This is a genomic window from Methylorubrum rhodesianum (assembly GCF_014199985.1).
Taxonomy (GTDB): Bacteria; Pseudomonadota; Alphaproteobacteria; order Rhizobiales; family Beijerinckiaceae; genus Methylobacterium; species Methylobacterium rhodesianum.
The window spans coordinates 176,240-191,177 of record NZ_JACHOS010000004.1 but is presented as its reverse complement, the minus strand read 5'-3'; the positions used below and the strand labels follow the sequence as shown (position 1 = coordinate 191,177).

General features: G+C 73.4%; 12 protein-coding genes. 10 read left to right on the top strand and 2 right to left on the bottom strand.

Annotated elements, in window-relative coordinates; translation table 11 throughout:
- Window positions 1-153 precede the first annotated feature (153 nt).
- From HNR01_RS07530 to HNR01_RS27875, 10 genes are all read left to right on the top strand, one after another.
- On the top strand, window positions 154-1,611 hold the full coding sequence (locus HNR01_RS07530; protein ID WP_183667273.1) for a calcium-binding protein: 1,458 nt from the start codon (window positions 154-156) through the stop codon (window positions 1,609-1,611).
- 120 nt (window positions 1,612-1,731) lie between these two features.
- On the top strand, window positions 1,732-3,576 hold the full coding sequence (locus HNR01_RS07525) for a type I secretion system permease/ATPase (protein WP_183667342.1): 1,845 nt from the start codon (window positions 1,732-1,734) through the stop codon (window positions 3,574-3,576).
- Window positions 3,573-4,886 (top strand): HlyD family type I secretion periplasmic adaptor subunit, encoded by a 1,314-nt coding sequence (locus HNR01_RS07520; protein ID WP_183667272.1) that lies wholly within the window; start codon window positions 3,573-3,575, stop codon window positions 4,884-4,886. Before HNR01_RS07525 ends, HNR01_RS07520 begins: the two co-directional genes overlap by 4 nt.
- A gap of 118 nt (window positions 4,887-5,004) precedes the next feature.
- Window positions 5,005-5,343 carry an NADH-quinone oxidoreductase subunit A gene (locus HNR01_RS07515; RefSeq protein ID WP_183667271.1) on the top strand — a complete coding sequence of 113 codons (339 nt, stop codon included), beginning with the start codon at window positions 5,005-5,007 and terminating at the stop codon, window positions 5,341-5,343.
- The gene (locus tag HNR01_RS07510; RefSeq protein WP_238255875.1) at window positions 5,340-6,239 is read left to right on the top strand and encodes a complex I subunit 1 family protein; all 900 of its coding nucleotides are present in this window, start codon (window positions 5,340-5,342) and stop codon (window positions 6,237-6,239) included. Before HNR01_RS07515 ends, HNR01_RS07510 begins: the two co-directional genes overlap by 4 nt.
- The gene (locus tag HNR01_RS07505; protein ID WP_183667269.1) at window positions 6,236-7,243 is read left to right on the top strand and encodes an NADH-quinone oxidoreductase subunit J family protein; all 1,008 of its coding nucleotides are present in this window, start codon (window positions 6,236-6,238) and stop codon (window positions 7,241-7,243) included. The genes HNR01_RS07510 and HNR01_RS07505 overlap by 4 nt, the downstream gene beginning before the upstream one ends.
- A complete protein-coding gene (nuoK, locus tag HNR01_RS07500; RefSeq protein WP_009865163.1) occupies window positions 7,240-7,551 on the top strand; it encodes an NADH-quinone oxidoreductase subunit NuoK in 312 nt (103 codons plus the stop codon). Before HNR01_RS07505 ends, nuoK begins: the two co-directional genes overlap by 4 nt.
- The gene (locus HNR01_RS07495) at window positions 7,548-9,395 is read left to right on the top strand and encodes an NADH-quinone oxidoreductase subunit 5 family protein (RefSeq protein ID WP_183667268.1); all 1,848 of its coding nucleotides are present in this window, start codon (window positions 7,548-7,550) and stop codon (window positions 9,393-9,395) included. The genes nuoK and HNR01_RS07495 overlap by 4 nt, the downstream gene beginning before the upstream one ends.
- A 14-nt stretch (window positions 9,396-9,409) precedes the next feature.
- On the top strand, window positions 9,410-10,888 hold the full coding sequence (locus HNR01_RS07490; RefSeq protein WP_183667267.1) for a complex I subunit 4 family protein: 1,479 nt from the start codon (window positions 9,410-9,412) through the stop codon (window positions 10,886-10,888).
- Window positions 10,885-12,339, top strand: a complete 1,455-nt coding sequence (locus HNR01_RS27875) for an NADH-quinone oxidoreductase subunit N (RefSeq protein ID WP_156454034.1) — start codon at window positions 10,885-10,887, stop codon at window positions 12,337-12,339. Before HNR01_RS07490 ends, HNR01_RS27875 begins: the two co-directional genes overlap by 4 nt.
- Before the next feature lie 116 nt (window positions 12,340-12,455).
- Here HNR01_RS27875 and HNR01_RS07480 read toward each other — a convergent pair whose 3' ends face one another.
- Both HNR01_RS07480 and HNR01_RS07475 read right to left on the bottom strand, forming a co-directional pair.
- Entirely contained in the window at window positions 12,456-13,745 is a 1,290-nt protein-coding gene (locus HNR01_RS07480) for an ABC transporter ATP-binding protein (RefSeq protein WP_183667266.1), read from the bottom strand.
- Between the two features lie 275 nt (window positions 13,746-14,020).
- Entirely contained in the window at window positions 14,021-14,836 is an 816-nt protein-coding gene (locus HNR01_RS07475) for an aminoglycoside adenylyltransferase domain-containing protein (protein WP_183667265.1), read from the bottom strand.
- Between the last annotated feature and the right edge of the window lie 102 nt (window positions 14,837-14,938).

The following is a 14,938-nucleotide window of genomic DNA, read 5'->3' as shown; positions in this document are numbered from 1 at the left end:
ACTGCGGCAATGCGTCTCGAATTGCTTGCAGACCGGAAACCACGAGCCCGCAAGCGCGGTTTGGGTCATGTGTACCCCATGGGGGTACAGACCGAAGTGCCCGCCTCCGGCCCGGCACGTCGGCTTCCCTCCATCGGCACAAGGACCCGCCAGATGACGCACAAACCGCAGCATCGGAGCTCCCTCGACGGTGCGCCGGACACCCAGCTGAGCTTCGGCGAGCACCGCTTGTTTATCGGTGGATCGGGCTCGGACATCCAGCCGGGGACGGAACGGCTGGACACCGCCTTCGGGCGCGGCGGCGCCGACTACCTGGCGGGCCGCGGCGAGAACGACGACCTGCTCGGGGGCAACGGTCGCGACGTCCTGGTCGGCAACGGCGGCATGGACCACCTCGACGGCGGCAGGGGGGCCGACGTGCTCGTCGGCGGCGACGCGGCCGACGGCCTCCGGGGAGAGGACGGGCGCGACTACCTCGACGAAGGGGTCGGCCACGGCGACCTTGAGGGCGGGGCCGGCGACGACATCCTGGTGGGCGGGCCCGGCGGCGACGCCTTCGTCATCAGCGCCGACAGCGGCGACGACGTGATCCGGGACTTCCAGGGCGGCCCGGGCATCCTCGACCACTTGGCGGTGCGCGGCCTTAACGCCGAGGACCTGCGTTTCGAGGACACCGACGCGGGCGTGCGGATCAGCTGGGACGTCGCCGAAGGCCGGGGCTCGGTCCTGCTGGAAGGCTTCGATAAGTCGCGACTCGCCCAGGACGACTTCATGTTCACGGACGACCGCCAGGTCATCCGCCCGACCGGCGCCGACGCGGAGACCGTCACCGCCGACAAGTTCATCAAGGACGAGGGCGGCAACCTGTCCGCCCCCGGCACGGGCAGCGAGACGACCGCCGAGGACGCCTTCCGCTTCGACGAGTTCAACGTGAAGGTCGGCACGGCGGGCCGAGATGCCTTCGCGGGTACGGGCGACCGCGACTTCTACTATGGCCAGGATGGCGCCGACCGTCTTTCCGGCGCGGCAGGGGACGATGACCTATCCGGGGATGCCGGGCGCGACGTCCTCGACGGCGGCGCGGGGCAGGACCACCTCATGGGCGGCCGCGGCGCCGATCAGCTCTACGGCGGGGACCAGGCCGACAACCTGATGGGCGAGGACGGCAACGACGTGCTCTACGCCGGGGCCGGCCACGACATGCTGGACGGCGGCCGGGGCGACGACGTGCTGAACGGCGGCGACGGGGCGGACGCCTTCATCGTGGGGCCGGACACCGGCAACGACATCGTTTCGGGCGGCTTCGATGCGGGCCCCGGCGCATTCGACCACATCGCCTTCCGCGACATCACCCCGGACGAGGTGACGGTCGCCGACGTCTCGGGCGGCGTCCTGGTGAGCTGGCAGACGGATCAGGGAGACGGCTCGATCCTCCTCCAGGGCCTGACGAGGAGCCAGATGGCCCAGGACGACTTCATGTGGAACGCCGACGACGCGACGCGGGGCGCCTTCATCAACGACCCGGCGATCACCGGCGACGGCTCCAGGCTGATCTTCCAGGAGACCGCGACGGCCTCCGCCAGCCCGGAGCACGACTACATGCTCGCCTGACCGGGTGCGGCCCCGCGCCCATGCGCGGGGCCGAGCGGCCGGGCGCCTCGTGCCGCCCGGCCGGCACCTGAAGGCCGCCGCGCCCTCGCGCGCGAGCCCCGTCGCATGAGGCAGAACGACATGCAGCCAACCGCGCTCGCGAACAACGCCGCGGCGGCCAAGGATGACGAACCGTCTTCCACGATGGCCGAGGTGCGTCCCGGCATCGGGGGCGCGCTCCTCGGCGTCGGCTTGCTGAGCGCCCTGGTGAATCTCCTCTATCTCACCGGCTCCCTGTTCATGCTGGAGGTGTACGACCGGGTGCTGCCGAGCCGCAGCGTGCCCACGCTGCTCGGGCTCGCCGCCATCGTTCTCGTCCTCTACGGCTTCCAGGGCCTGTTCGACGTGCTGCGCAACCGCCTCCTCGTCCGGATCGGCGCGTCCGTGGACCGGGCGTTCGGGCGCCGGACCTACGACGCCGTGGTGCAGGCCCCGCTCGTCGCCGCGCGTCACGGCGACGGACTGCAGCCGCTGCGCGATCTCGACCAGGTCCGCACCTTCCTGTCGAGCCCGGGGCCGGCCGCCCTGTTCGACCTGCCCTGGATCCCGCTCTACCTGCTGCTCTGCTTCGCCTTCCACCCCTGGATCGGCGCGGCGGTGCTGGGGGGCGCGCTGCTTCTCGTCTCCATCACCCTCGTCACGGATCTCCTGACCCGCCGCCCGTCGCGGGCGGCGGCAGCAGCGGCCGGCCAGCGCTACGCCCTGGCGGAGGCCGGCCGGCGCAACGCCGAGGTGCTGCGCGCCATGGGCATGACCCCGCGCACGGGCGACCTCTGGGCCGAGGCGAGCGAGCGCCACCTCGTGGCCCAGCGGCGCGTGTCGGACGTCGCCGGCGGGTTCGGCGCCATGGCCAAGGTGCTGCGGCTCACCCTGCAATCCCTGGTGCTCGGCGTCGGCGCCTACCTCGTGATCGAGGGCGAGGCGACGGGCGGCATCATGATCGCGAGCTCGATCCTGGTCGCCCGGGCCCTGGCGCCGGTCGAGCTGGCGGTGGCACACTGGAAGTCGCTCGTGGCGGCCCGGCAGGGCTGGGGACGCCTCAAGGCCTTCCTCGCCGCGTTCCCGAACGAGCGGTTGAGCGTCGCCCTGTCGGCCCCCTGCGAGAGCGTCCGGGTCGAGGCCCTGACGGTCACCGCCCCCGGGCTCGAACATGCCCTCGTCGACGACGCCACCTTCGCGCTGCGGGCCGGCGAGGGGCTCGGCGTCATCGGTGCCAGCGGCTCCGGCAAGTCCTCGCTCATCCGTGCCCTGGTCGGGATCTGGGGGCCGGTCCGCGGCTGCGTCCGGCTCGACGGCGCCACCCTCGACCGGTGGCCGCCGGATGTGCTCGGCCGGCACATCGGCTACCTGCCGCAGGACGTCGAACTCTTCGCCGGCACGGTGGCGCAGAACATCGCGCGCTTCGACCCGGACGCGGCCTCCGCGGCCATCGTCGCCGCCGCACGCGCCGCCGGCGTCCACGACCTCGTGTGCGCCTTGCCGAAGGGCTACGATACGCCCATCGGCGAAGGTGGGGCCGCCCTGTCGGGAGGCCAGCGCCAGCGCATCGCGCTGGCGCGCGCCCTCTACGGCGCGCCGTTCCTCGTCGTCCTCGACGAGCCGAACTCCAACCTCGACGCGGAGGGTGAGGACGCCCTGAACCGCGCGATCCGGGACGTGCGTGCCCGCGGCGGGACCGTGGTCATCGTCGCCCACCGTCCGAGCGCCCTCGCGGCGGTCAACCGGTTGCTGTTCATGGCGGAGGGCCGGGTCCGCGCCTTCGGGCCCAAGCATGAGGTCCTGTCCGCCCTGAAGCGCCCGACCGCGGCCGCGAGCGCCTGGCTGCCGAGGGGCGACGGCAAGGAGCGCCCGCCACCCGAGAGAGCGGTGCCGCTGCGCGTGGTCGCCGCCACGGAAGGGACCCTATCGGAAGGAGCGCGGGCGTGAGCGCGCAGCGCCCCTGGGACATCCGCCGCTCCGTTCGGCGCCACCTCGTCCTGAGCCTGGCGGCCGCGGCCCTGCTCACCGTCGGCCTCGGGGGGTGGGCGGCCACCACCGAGCTCGCCGGCGCCGTCGTGGCACCGGGGACGCTCGTCGTCGATTCCTTCGTCAAGAAGGTGCAGCACCCCACCGGGGGCGTGGTGGGCGAGGTGCGGGTCCGGGACGGCGACCTCGTGCGCGCCGGCCAGGTCGTCATGCGGCTGGACGAGACCGTGACCCGCGCCAACCTCGCCGTCGTCGACAAGAGCCTGGCCGAGCTGACCGCGCGCCAGGGCCGCCTGGAGGCGGAACGCGACGGCGCCCCCCGGATCTCGTTCGCGGCCGTCCTCAGGGGCCGCGCCCAGAGCGACCCGGAAGCGGGGAAGGTCATCGCAGGCGAGACCCGGCTGTTCGAGCTGCGCCGGGACGCCCGCGCGGGCCAGAAGGCGCAGCTGAAGGAGAGGACCGGCCAGCTCCGGGAGGAGATCCAGGGCCTGACGGGCCAGATCGCCGGCAAGCGGCGCGAGACCGAGTTGATCAACCGCGAGCTCGAAGGCGTGCGCGACCTCTGGCGCAAGAACCTGGTCCCCATCCAGCGCGTGACCGCCCTGGAGCGCGACGCCGCCCGCCTGGAGGGCGAGCACGGGCAGCTCGTCGCCTCCGTCGCGCAGGCGAAGGGCAAGATCTCCGAGACCGAGCTCCAGGTGATCCAGGTCGACCAGGACCTGCGTAGCGAGGTGGCAAAGGAGTTGAGCGAGGTTCAGGCCAAGATCGCCGAGCTCGTCGAGAAGCGGGTCGCGGCCGAGGACCAGCTCAAGCGCATCGACATCCGGGCCCCGCAGGACGGCATGGTCCACCAACTGGCCGTCCACACCATCGGCGGGGTCGTCAGCCCGGGCGAGTCCATCATGCTGATCGTCCCGAGGTCGGACACGCTCGTGATCGAGGCGAAGGTCGCCCCGAAGGACATCGACCAGGTCCGGCTCGGACAACACGCCGTGCTGCGCCTGACCGCGTTCAACCAGCGGACCACCCCGGAGATCGAGGGCACGGTCAGCCTCGTGGCCGCCGACCAGATCACGGACGAGAAGACGGGCACGAGCTTCTTCAAGGTCCATGTCAGGCCGGACGCGGACCAGGTCGCGCGGCTCAAGGGGATCAAGCTCGTGCCGGGCATGCCGGCCGAGGTCTTCATCCGGACAGGCGAGCGGACGGTGCTCTCCTACCTGACAAAGCCCCTCAACGACCAGGTTCGGCGGGCGTTCAAGGAAGATTGAGGCAGGCCGGCCGGGGCGCGCCCCGTCGGTCGCGACAACGGTTCCGGGCGGATGGGCGGTGCGGTCCTGCGGCCGAGGCCCGGCGAGCGAGGGCCGCCATGGGAGGGGAGGAGCGAGGATGGAACCGCTGCCGGGGTCGACCGTGAGCGACTACGCGTTCGTGGCGCTGGTGCTGCTGATGGGCGCCGGCCTCGCGCTGCTGGCCGCGGCCGCATTCGTGCGGGTCCCGAGGCGGACGACCCGTGCCCCCCAGGCCTGGGCGCAGTTCCGCTTCGGCTACGCCGTCTACGCGCTGATCTTCCTCGCCTTCGATATGGAGATGATCTTCATGTATCCCTGGGCGGTCGTCTTCGCCGACGTCGGCGTGACCGCCTTCCTGGACATGCTGGTCTTCATCGCGCTCCTCTCGGCGGGCATCGCCTACGCCTGGGGCATGGGCGGGCTCCGATGGGAATGATCGCGAGCGCCGCGGCGGTGCTGGCCGCGCTCCTCGGAGGCGCCGCCCTGACCCTTGCGGTCGAGCGCCTCGTCGCGCGCCGGGGCCTGGAGGCCGGGCCGGCGCGCGCCGTCGGCCTCGGGCGCGGCCTGGACCTGCCCAATGCCGACCGCTGGCTGCTGCCGGCCGGCCCGGCGGTGGCGCTCGGCGGGGTCGCGCTCGCCGTGGTGGTCATCCCGTTCGGGCCCGGGCTGATCGGCCGGGATCTCGGCGTCGGCCTCTTCTACGTCATCGTCGTCGTCGACTTCGTCGTACTCGGCCTGGCGCTCGCCGGCTGGGGCGCGAACACGCCCGAGGCCGTGGAAGCCTGCTACCGCATCGTGGCCCAACTCGTCGCCTACGTCGTGCCGCTCGGCCTGGCCTATGTCGGCGTGGTCATGATGGCAGGCTCCCTGTCGACCGTCGCCGTCGTCGCGGCGCAACGAGACCTGTGGTTCGTGGTCCTGCAACCCATGGGCTTCCTCCTCTACCTCGTCACCGGGCTGATGCAGTCCTACCGCGCCCCGTTCCTGGAGCCGTTCGCGGATTCCATCGGCGGTGGCGTGCTCGGCGCGGCGGGAGGCTGGTCCGCCCTCCTGTGGCGGGTCGCGCTCGCCGGGGTGCTCTTCGTCGTCGCGGCGGTCGGAGCGGTGCTCTATCTCGGCGGCCCCTCGGGCCCCTGGCTGCCGGGCTGGGCCTGGATGCTGGCGAAGACCTACGCCCTGATGGCGCTGATGCTGGGGCTCGGGCGCTGCGTCCGGCCGTTCTCGACGGCCGGGATGCTGGCGCTGTCCTGGAAGGCCCTGATCCCGGCGGGTCTCGTCAACGTGCTCCTCGTCGGCGGCCTGATCCTTCTCGGCGTGGGACCGCGGGCATGACCGCGGCCTTCGAGCTCACCGCCTTCGCGACCTGCGCCTTCGTCGCGGTCGCGGGCGCGCTCGGCATGACCACGACCATGAGCATGTTCCGCTCGGGCATCTTCCTGATGGCCTCCTTCATCGGGGTCGCCGGCCTGTTCATCCTCCTGTCCGCCGACCTGATCGGGCTGCTCCAGGTCATGATGTATATCGGCGGCTTCCTCGTCATGATCCTGTTCATGGTCCTGGTCATGCACGACCCGGGCGGGGCGATGATGGCCGGCATGGACCTGGCCCCGCTGGAGCGCTGGTCCAGCTTGGGGCTCGTCCCGCGCCGGCCCGCGGAGGCCGGGCCGGACGGCCACCGGCAGGGCGAGGCCGGCGACCGAACCGCGGCCACGGGACACGGCGAGGGCCACTCCGGCACCCACCCGCCCCGGCCCGGCGGCGAGGCGCGCGGCGACCATGCCGAGGCGCACGACGGGGCGGCGAAAGCCATGCCGCACGAGGCCCAGGGCGGGCACGGCGAGCGCGCGGCCCACCCACACGGGCAGGCTGCCCACGGGCACGACCACGCGCCTGGGGGCGGCCACGGCGGCATGGACATGGGTGGCATGGACATGTCGATGGTGACGCCCGTGCGCCCCGTCGCGGCCTGGCTCGCCCTCGGCGTCGGGGCCGTGCTCGTCGGGATGCTGGTCCTGCGGCCGGCCTGGCCGGTGATGCCCGACGCGGTGCCGGACGCGGATTCGGCACGCCGGGTCGGACATCTCCTCATGGAGAAGTACATGGTCGCCTTCGAGGGCGCCGGCTTCCTGATCCTGATCGGCATCTTCGGCGCCCTGCTGCTCGCCCGGCCCTCCACCTACCCGGACGACGCCTCGCGCGCCGCCAAGGTCGCGGTCGACGCCGAGCCCGAGCCGATCCGGAACGACCGCCTCGCGCCACGCGCGACCCTGAACGGGGTGGCGGAGCCCGCGCCCGACCACGGCGCCCACCGCCGGCATGGGGGACATATCGGATGACGGTACCGCTGACCGCCTACCTCGTCGTAGGCGCGCTCCTGTTCGCCATCGGCCTCTACACCGTGGTCGCCCAGCGCTCGGCGGTCATGATCCTGATGGGCGTCGAGGTGCTCCTCAACGCCATCGGCCTGAACGTCGTCGCGTTCTGGCGGTTCACCGCGCCGGGCGACTACTCCGCGCAGATCCTCGCCATCCTGGTCGTCACGGTGGGCGCCGTCGAGATGGCCATCGGGCTCGCCCTCGTCCTGCTGCTGTACCGGCAGCGCCGGACGGCCGAGGTCGACGCCTACGCCGACCTCAAGCGATGACCGCCCTACTCGCCGTCCCGCTCCTGCCGCTCGTGGCGGCCGCGGCCGCCCTCGGCCTCGGCCGCCGCCTGCCCCGGGGCGGCGGCGAGCTCGTCGTCGGCGCCGTCGCCCTGGCGCTCGCCGGCCTCGCGTCGCTGCCGTCCGATGCCGCCCTGTCGGCGACCTGGTTCGAGAGCGGCGGCTATCGGCTCACCGTCGGGCTCGCGGCGACGCCGCTCACGCGGTTCGTCGCGGCGGTGGTCGCGGGCGTCGCGGTCTGCGTCGGCCTCTACGGCCTCGGCTACATGGCCGGGCGCGACGACCGGCCCCGCTTCTTCGCCGAGCTCGGCCTGTTCGTCGGCGCGATGCTGACGCTCGTGCTATCGAGCTCCCTCGCGCTCCTGTTCGCGGCCTGGGAAGTGGTCGGGCTGGCCTCGTTCCTCCTGATCGGCTTCGACCATGCCGAGCCTGGCGCCGCCGCGGCCGCCGCCAAGGCGTTCCTGATGACCCGGATCGGCGACGTCGGCCTCCTGCTCGGCTGGCTCCTGGCGCTCGCCGCCGTCGGGACCACGGACGTCGACGCGCTCGTCGGAGCCGTCGAGGGCGGGCGGATCGGCCCCGGCACGGTCACCGCGATGGCCCTCCTCATGCTGGCCGGCGCGGTCGGCAAGAGCGCCCAGCTACCGCTTTCCGCCTGGCTCCCCGACGCGATGGTCGGGCCGACCCCGGTCTCGGCCCTGCTGCACTCCGCCACGATGGTGGCCGCCGGCGTGTTCCTCGTGCTGCGCCTGTACCCGGTCTTCGCGGCGTCGCCCGGCGCGCTCGACACCCTCTTCTGGATCGGGGCCGCGACGGCGCTCGCCGCCGGCCTCATCGCCACCGCCGAGGCGGACCTGAAGCGGGTGCTCGCCTGGTCCACCTGCTCGCAGCTCGGCGAGATGATGGTGGCCCTCGGACTGGGCGGCCCGGGCGCGGCCGCCTTCCACCTCGCGGCGCACGCCGCCTTCAAATCGACCCTGTTCCTCGCCGCGGGCATCGTGCAGGAACGGGCGGGCACGCGCATCCTCGTCCGCCTCGGGGGGCTGGCTCGCGCGCTGCCGTTCGCCGGCGCCGCCTTCCTGGTCGCGGCCCTGTCGTTGGCCGGCGTGCCGCCCCTGTCCGGGTTCCGGAGCGAGGAGGCAATCCTCGCGGTGGCGTCGCGGCACGGCCCCGGGACGGGGGCCCTGGTCGTCCTGCTCGTCCTCCTCGGCGGAATCTACATCGGCCGTGCGGGGGCCGCGACCTTCCTCGGGCGCCGACGCGGCGCGGTCGGCCCGTCAGGACCCGACTGGGCGATGCGCGCCGGCCTGGGTCTGCTCGCGCTCGCCGCCGCCGGGCTCGGCTGGCTGTTGGCCGGACGGTTCGGCGCCGCTCTGCCCTTCGCCGCGCCCGAGACCGAGGCGGGGTGGCGCAGGCTCGGCGTCGCCGCCGGACTGCTCGGGCTCGGTCTCGGCGCGGCGCGGGGGTGGAGTGGCGCGCCCGCGCTCGGCGCGCTCCCCGCGCGGCTCGCCGCCGGGCTGGAAGCCGTCACCGAGGCCCCGGCGCGCCGGACGCTGTGGCTCGCCCGGACGGTCCCGGCCGTCGAGGGGGCGCTCGATGCCGGGGCCCGCGCCGTGGCCGGGTGGGCCTGGCGGTCCGCCGGGTGGGCGGGGCGGGTGGAGGAAGGGGGCTTCGGGCGCGGCGGCGACCGCCTCGCCGCCGGGCTCGCCGCCGGGGGCGAGCGGCTCCGCGCCCTGCAGGCCGGGCGCCTCTACCTCTACACGCTCGGCCTGTTCGCCTGGACCGCGGCGGCGCTCGCCGCCGGCGCCCTGATGCTGTGGCCCTGAGGGGACTGGACCCGATGCTCACCGCGACCATCCTCCTGCCGCTCCTCACGGGCCTCGCCGTGCTGGCGCTGCCACGTCACCGTCCGGACCTCGTCCGCCGCGTCGCCCTCGGCGGTTCCGTGCTGACGCTGGGCGCGGCGCTCATCCTCTGGGCCGGCTTCGATCCGGACGACGGCGGCCTGCAATGGCGGATGTCGCTCCCATGGATCCCGTCGCTCGGGGCGCGCTACGACGTCGGCGTCGGCGGCCTCTCCCTGGCGCTGATCCTGCTCACGGCCCTCCTGCTCACGGTGGTGATGGTCTACGTGCTGGGCGAGCACGACCGGGCGCACGCCCACGCCTTCCTCTTCCTCCTGCTCGCGACCGGGCTGATCGGGCTGTTCGCGGCGCAGGACCTGCTGCTGTTCTACCTGTTCTTCGAGGTCGGCCTGGTGCCGATGTACTTCATCGTCGGCATCTGGGGCGGGGAGCGGCGGCGGTACGCGGCGCTCAAGTTCTTCCTCTACACCCGCGCCGGCAGCCTCGCCATGCTGCTCGGCTTCCTCGCCCTCTACCTCGCCATGGAGCCCCACACCTTCTCGCTGCCGGCCATCGTCCAGGCGCGGCCGCTGGACCGGACCCCGCTCGCGGGCGGCCTCGTCTTCCTGGCCCTCCTCCTCGGGTTCGGGGTGAAGCTCCCGGTGGTGCCGCTGCACAACTGGTTGCCCGACGCGCATGTCGAGGCGCCGACCGAGGGCAGCGTCGTGCTGGCCGGTCTCCAGCTCAAGATGGGCGGCTACGGCATGCTCGCCGTGCTGCTGCCGACCCTGCCGGACACGGTCGCACGGTTCGGCTGGCTCCTGGTTGCCCTGGCCCTGGCATCGCTCCTCTACGGGGCCCTGGCGGCGCTGGCGCAGTCCGACATGAAGCGGCTCGTCGCCTACACCTCCGTCAACCACATGGGCTTCGTCACGCTCGGCGTCGCGGTGGCGGCGCTGGCCGGCAACGAGGGCGTGCGCCGGCTGGCGCTGAACGGCGCCGCCGTGCAGATGGTCAGCCACGGCTTCCTGACCGGCGGCATGTTCCTGCTGGTGGGCATGCTCCAGCACCGCGCCGGCACGCGGGAACTCGCCCGCTTCGGCGGCCTGATCGGCGCGATGCCGGCCTTCAGCGGGCTGTTCGGCCTGCTCGCCTTCGGCTCGCTCGGACTCCCGGGCCTGTCCGGCTTCATCGCGGAGTTCCAGGCCATCGGCGCCGCCCTGCAGCTCTCCGCCTGGGTCGCCGCGCTCGCGGTCCTCGCGCTCGTCGTGACGACCGCGGTCTACCTCCGGCTGTTGACGGGCCTGCTGATGGGTCGGGCGCCGCCCGACATGCCGGCGCTGCCGCCCCTCACGGCGGCCGAGGCGGGCGCGGCGGGGGCGCTCGCGGCACTGGCGGTCGGCATCGGCGTCCTGCCGGCCGTCCTCGTCGCGCTGCTCGACGGCACGACCGCAGCCCTGGCGCACCTTCCATGACCGGCGGGCAGGCGATGGGCGGCTGCATGGATCTCGGCGCCGTCGCGCCCGAGATGGTCCTGGCGGGGAGCGCCCTCGCGCTGGTCCCGGTTGCCGGCTGGGTCCGGGGCCGGTGGCGCCGCCTGCCCGCCGCCGTCGCGCTCCTCGCCCTGCTCGTCGCGATGGGCCTGACCGCGCCGATGCTGACGGCCCCGCCGCGCGAGGCCTTCTGCGGCACCTACGCCGTCGACCCGTTCCGGGGCTTCTACCAGTTGGTCATCGAGGCCGGCGCCCTGGTGAGCCTGCTCGCGCTCGGGTCCCACTTCCGCGGGAGCGAGCAGGAACCGCACCACCCGGTCGCGCTGCTCATGGCGACCGTGGGCGGCATGGGGCTCACGGCGGCCACGGATCTCGGCCTCATCATCCTGTTCCTGCAGATGGTGAGCTTCCCGTCCTACCTGCTCGTCCTGCTCGTGCGGAGCGACGGACCGGCCCAGGAGGCGACGCTCAAGTACTTCCTCTACGGCGCCGCCGCGCTGGCGGTGATGGCCTACGGCCTCACCTTCCTGTTCGGCCTCACCGGCAGCCTGAACCTGCGGGCCATCGGGGCGGGGCTGGCCGGCGCCGACCGGGCCTGGGTGGCGCTGGCCTTCGGCCTGGTCCTCGTCGGCTACGGCTTCGAGATGACGCTGGTGCCGTTCCACGTCTGGGCCCCGGACGTGTTCCAGGGCGGGACGGCCCCCGCCTCGGGCTTCGTCTCCGTCGTGCCGAAGGTGGCCGCCTTCGCCGGCCTCCTCCGCTTCCTGCTGGCGGCGATGCCGGACGGCCTCGCCGCCTGGCCGACCGTGCTCGCGCTCCTGGCCGCCGCGACGATGACCTTCGGCAACTTGGTGGCCCTCCGCCAGGCGAGCCTGAAGCGCCTGCTGGCCTATTCGAGCATCGCCCAGGCCGGCTACGTGCTGATGGGGGTTGCGGCGGCCGGGCAGGCCCCCGAGGCCCTGCCGGCCATAGGCTATTACCTCGCGGCCTATCTCCTGATGAACCTCTCGGCGTTCGCGGTGGTCGCGCAGGTCGAGCGCATGACCGGGAGCGACGCCCTCGCCGCGATCCGCGGCCTCGGACGGCGGGCGCCGGGGCCGGCGGCGGCGCTGGCGCTTGCCCTCCTGTCGCTCGCGGGCGTCCCGCCGTTGGCGGGCTTCGCCGGCAAGGTCTTCCTGCTCGTGGCCGCCATCGAGGGCGGCTTCGCGTGGCTGGCCGTGGTGGCCGCCGCCAACATGGCGGTGGCGCTGTTCTACTACGCGGCCATCATCGCGGAGACGTACTTCAGGGATCCGGACCGTGCCGAGGGGCCGGCATCCGGCGCCGGCTACGCATGGGCACTTGGCTTGTGCACGGCAGGGACGCTGGGCCTCGGCATCGCGCCGGGCCTCGGGCGCGGGCTGGCACAGCTCGGCGCGACGCTGCTGCGGTAGGAGCGGCCGCGCCGGGTGCGTGCCGGAAGGTGAGGGTGGTGCCCGGCCATGCGGGATGGCGTCGTCGCGCGGGGCCGGACGCCTGCTCGCGAGGCTCCGGCGCTCGCCGGCTTCGCTCAGGCCGCCCGAACGGTCCGGTCGCGCGCCGACCTCTCCGTCGCGCGATCCCCAGGCCCGGCCGGCCCGAGGGCCTTGGTGACCTCCTCGAAGCGCGCGCTCGCGTCGGACCAGTCCTGGGCGAAGTCGAACAGCTCGCGCATGGCCGGGGCGATCTCCTTGTAGGCGGCCAGGGCTGCGACGAGCGCGCCGAGCGAGAGCTGACCCTGCACGACGAGGTAGCCGCCGATCGAGAAGAAGAAGAACGGGGTGAGGTTCGAGGTGTAGTTGTAGAGGCCCTTGAGGCGGCCCTTCAGGTCGTTGATCTCGATGCGCACCCCCTCAAGCTTCCGGGCCTGAAGCATCTGCCGGCTCAGGTCGGAGGGCTCGCACGCCGCGCGGCCGGCTTGTCGCGCGTCCGCGGGAGCGGTGAGGAGCGCCCCCAGCTCCCGCGTGGCATGGACCCTTTGGCGGACCTTCGCGTTCAACCGCCCCTGCAACCGCGGCAGGATAGACAGCTGGACCGGCAGCATGATCAGGGCCGCCAGCGCCAGGGCGGCGTTCTGCAGGAGGAGGAAGACGATGCTGGTCACGAGCGTGCCGCCTTGGACGAGTGGCACGACCACCAGGCTGCCGCCGAAATAGCCGATGGGCTCGACCTCCTGGACCGCGACGGCGGCCAGCGTGGCCCGCCGTTCGGGGGAGCGCTCGCCGCGCGCGCGGCGGACGATGGCGAGGCGGAGGCGGCGCACGAGGCGCTCGTTCACGCGCCCCCGGACCCGATTGACCGCGTACTTGGCGAGGCCGCTGAGCGTGAGCACGGCCAGGTAGCTGGCACACAGCGCGAACAGCAGCTCGACGCGACCCAGCTGGACGCCGAGGAAGGCCATCTTCGGGTGACCGTCGCCCGTATCGTCGGCGAGGGCGTGGTTGATGATGTGCTTGGGGATCTCAAGGAGCAGCCAGGCCGCCGGCAGCGTCAGGACGGAGAGGAGCACGAGACGGAACTGCAGCCGCGAGGTCGCACGCACGACGTAGGATTCCAGCCGCGCCGCCACTGCCGGGCGGGCGCCTGGCCGTCCCGCCGCGTCCAGGGACGCGGCGGGCGGCGGAAGCGCCGCCGTCCCGCGGGTGCGATGCCGCCGGGCGGCGGCCCAGCGCAGGCCCGACCGGATGGCGAGCCAAGCGGTCCAGGCAGGTGCCACGACGAGGACCAGGACCGTGACGAGGTCGATCCACCAGTGGGTGTGGGGGTGGTCGAGGCCCAACGTCCGATGGATCAGGTCGTGGATGATCGGCGGGGTCAGCAACGGGTACTCCTGGCGACAAGGCTCCGGCGTTTGTCCGGGCGGAAGGGCGCGGCGCGGCTTGCCGTGAGCCCGACGACCTCCGAATGGGCTTCGGAGGTCCGGCCCTGCCGGGAGCGCCCGCGGGCGCTCCCGGCAGAACGAAGGCCGATCTCGTCGGCGCCCCTCTCGCGGCCCGTCCGCAGGCCTGGCGTAACGGCCAAGCTCGGGACGGCACAGGCGGCCGCGCACCGCAGCGCGGCCGTTCCCGGCCGGGCGATGTGGGAGACCGAGCGCCCTCAGCCCGGTCCGGAACCGCCAGGACCGACGACGAGCGTTCGTGCGTCGTCCGCGACGAGGCGGACGAAAGCCAACGTGTCGCGGCCGCGCTCGCCGGGCGTCGCGTAGAGGCATTCCGCCCCCGGTTCCCTGCGGATGCGCAGGGCCTCGTCGATGATGCGATGCCACTCCGGCTGGAAGGTGATCAACCCGTACAGGCCGGCGTCGCTCTTCGAAGGCACGACCCCGGTCGCGAGGACGTAATGGAGCCGGCACATGCCGAGGACGAACCGTTCGACCCCGTTCGCCGCGAGGAGCGTCGCGTCCGCCGTATCGGGTCCGAGTCCAGCGCGCCGGCGTTCGTCGACGCTGGCCAGGGCCCACCGTTCCAGGTGGGTCGTTCCACGCCAGAGCCCGGTGCCCGCGCAGAGCGGACCGCGGATGGTGACCGCGCTGGCCCTCAGGACGCTCCAGGTGAGCGGATGCCGGTCGTGGCATCCCGACGCGAAGAATCGCCCTTGCCGGACGCAGGGGCCGTTCGGGACGGCAAGCGGGCCGGCCCGCAGGTCGTCCCAGGTCAGGTAGACGCCGTCGAGCGCCGGGGCCGGCCAGCCGCGGGCGAGGCCGGCATGAGCCTCGGCGAGGGCGGCCACCTCGCCCCGGCCCGGGCGAGCCTGGGACACCGCCACGAAATTCACGTCGCTGAGCGGGGGCCGAAAGTCGCCCATGGCGACGGAACCGACGAGGTACAAAGCCTCGACGAAGTCAGGGACGACGGTATCGACCATGGCGAGGTAGGCGCCCGTGACGCCGAGTGCGAGCGGGTGCGTGGTCATGGTCTCCACGGGCTCATGCGATTGCTCGAAGGAGGGAGGGGGGCACGGCCCAGAATTCGCCCGCGCCGGGTTTCCGCCCTACGGGTCGGGCCGGGCCCGTCG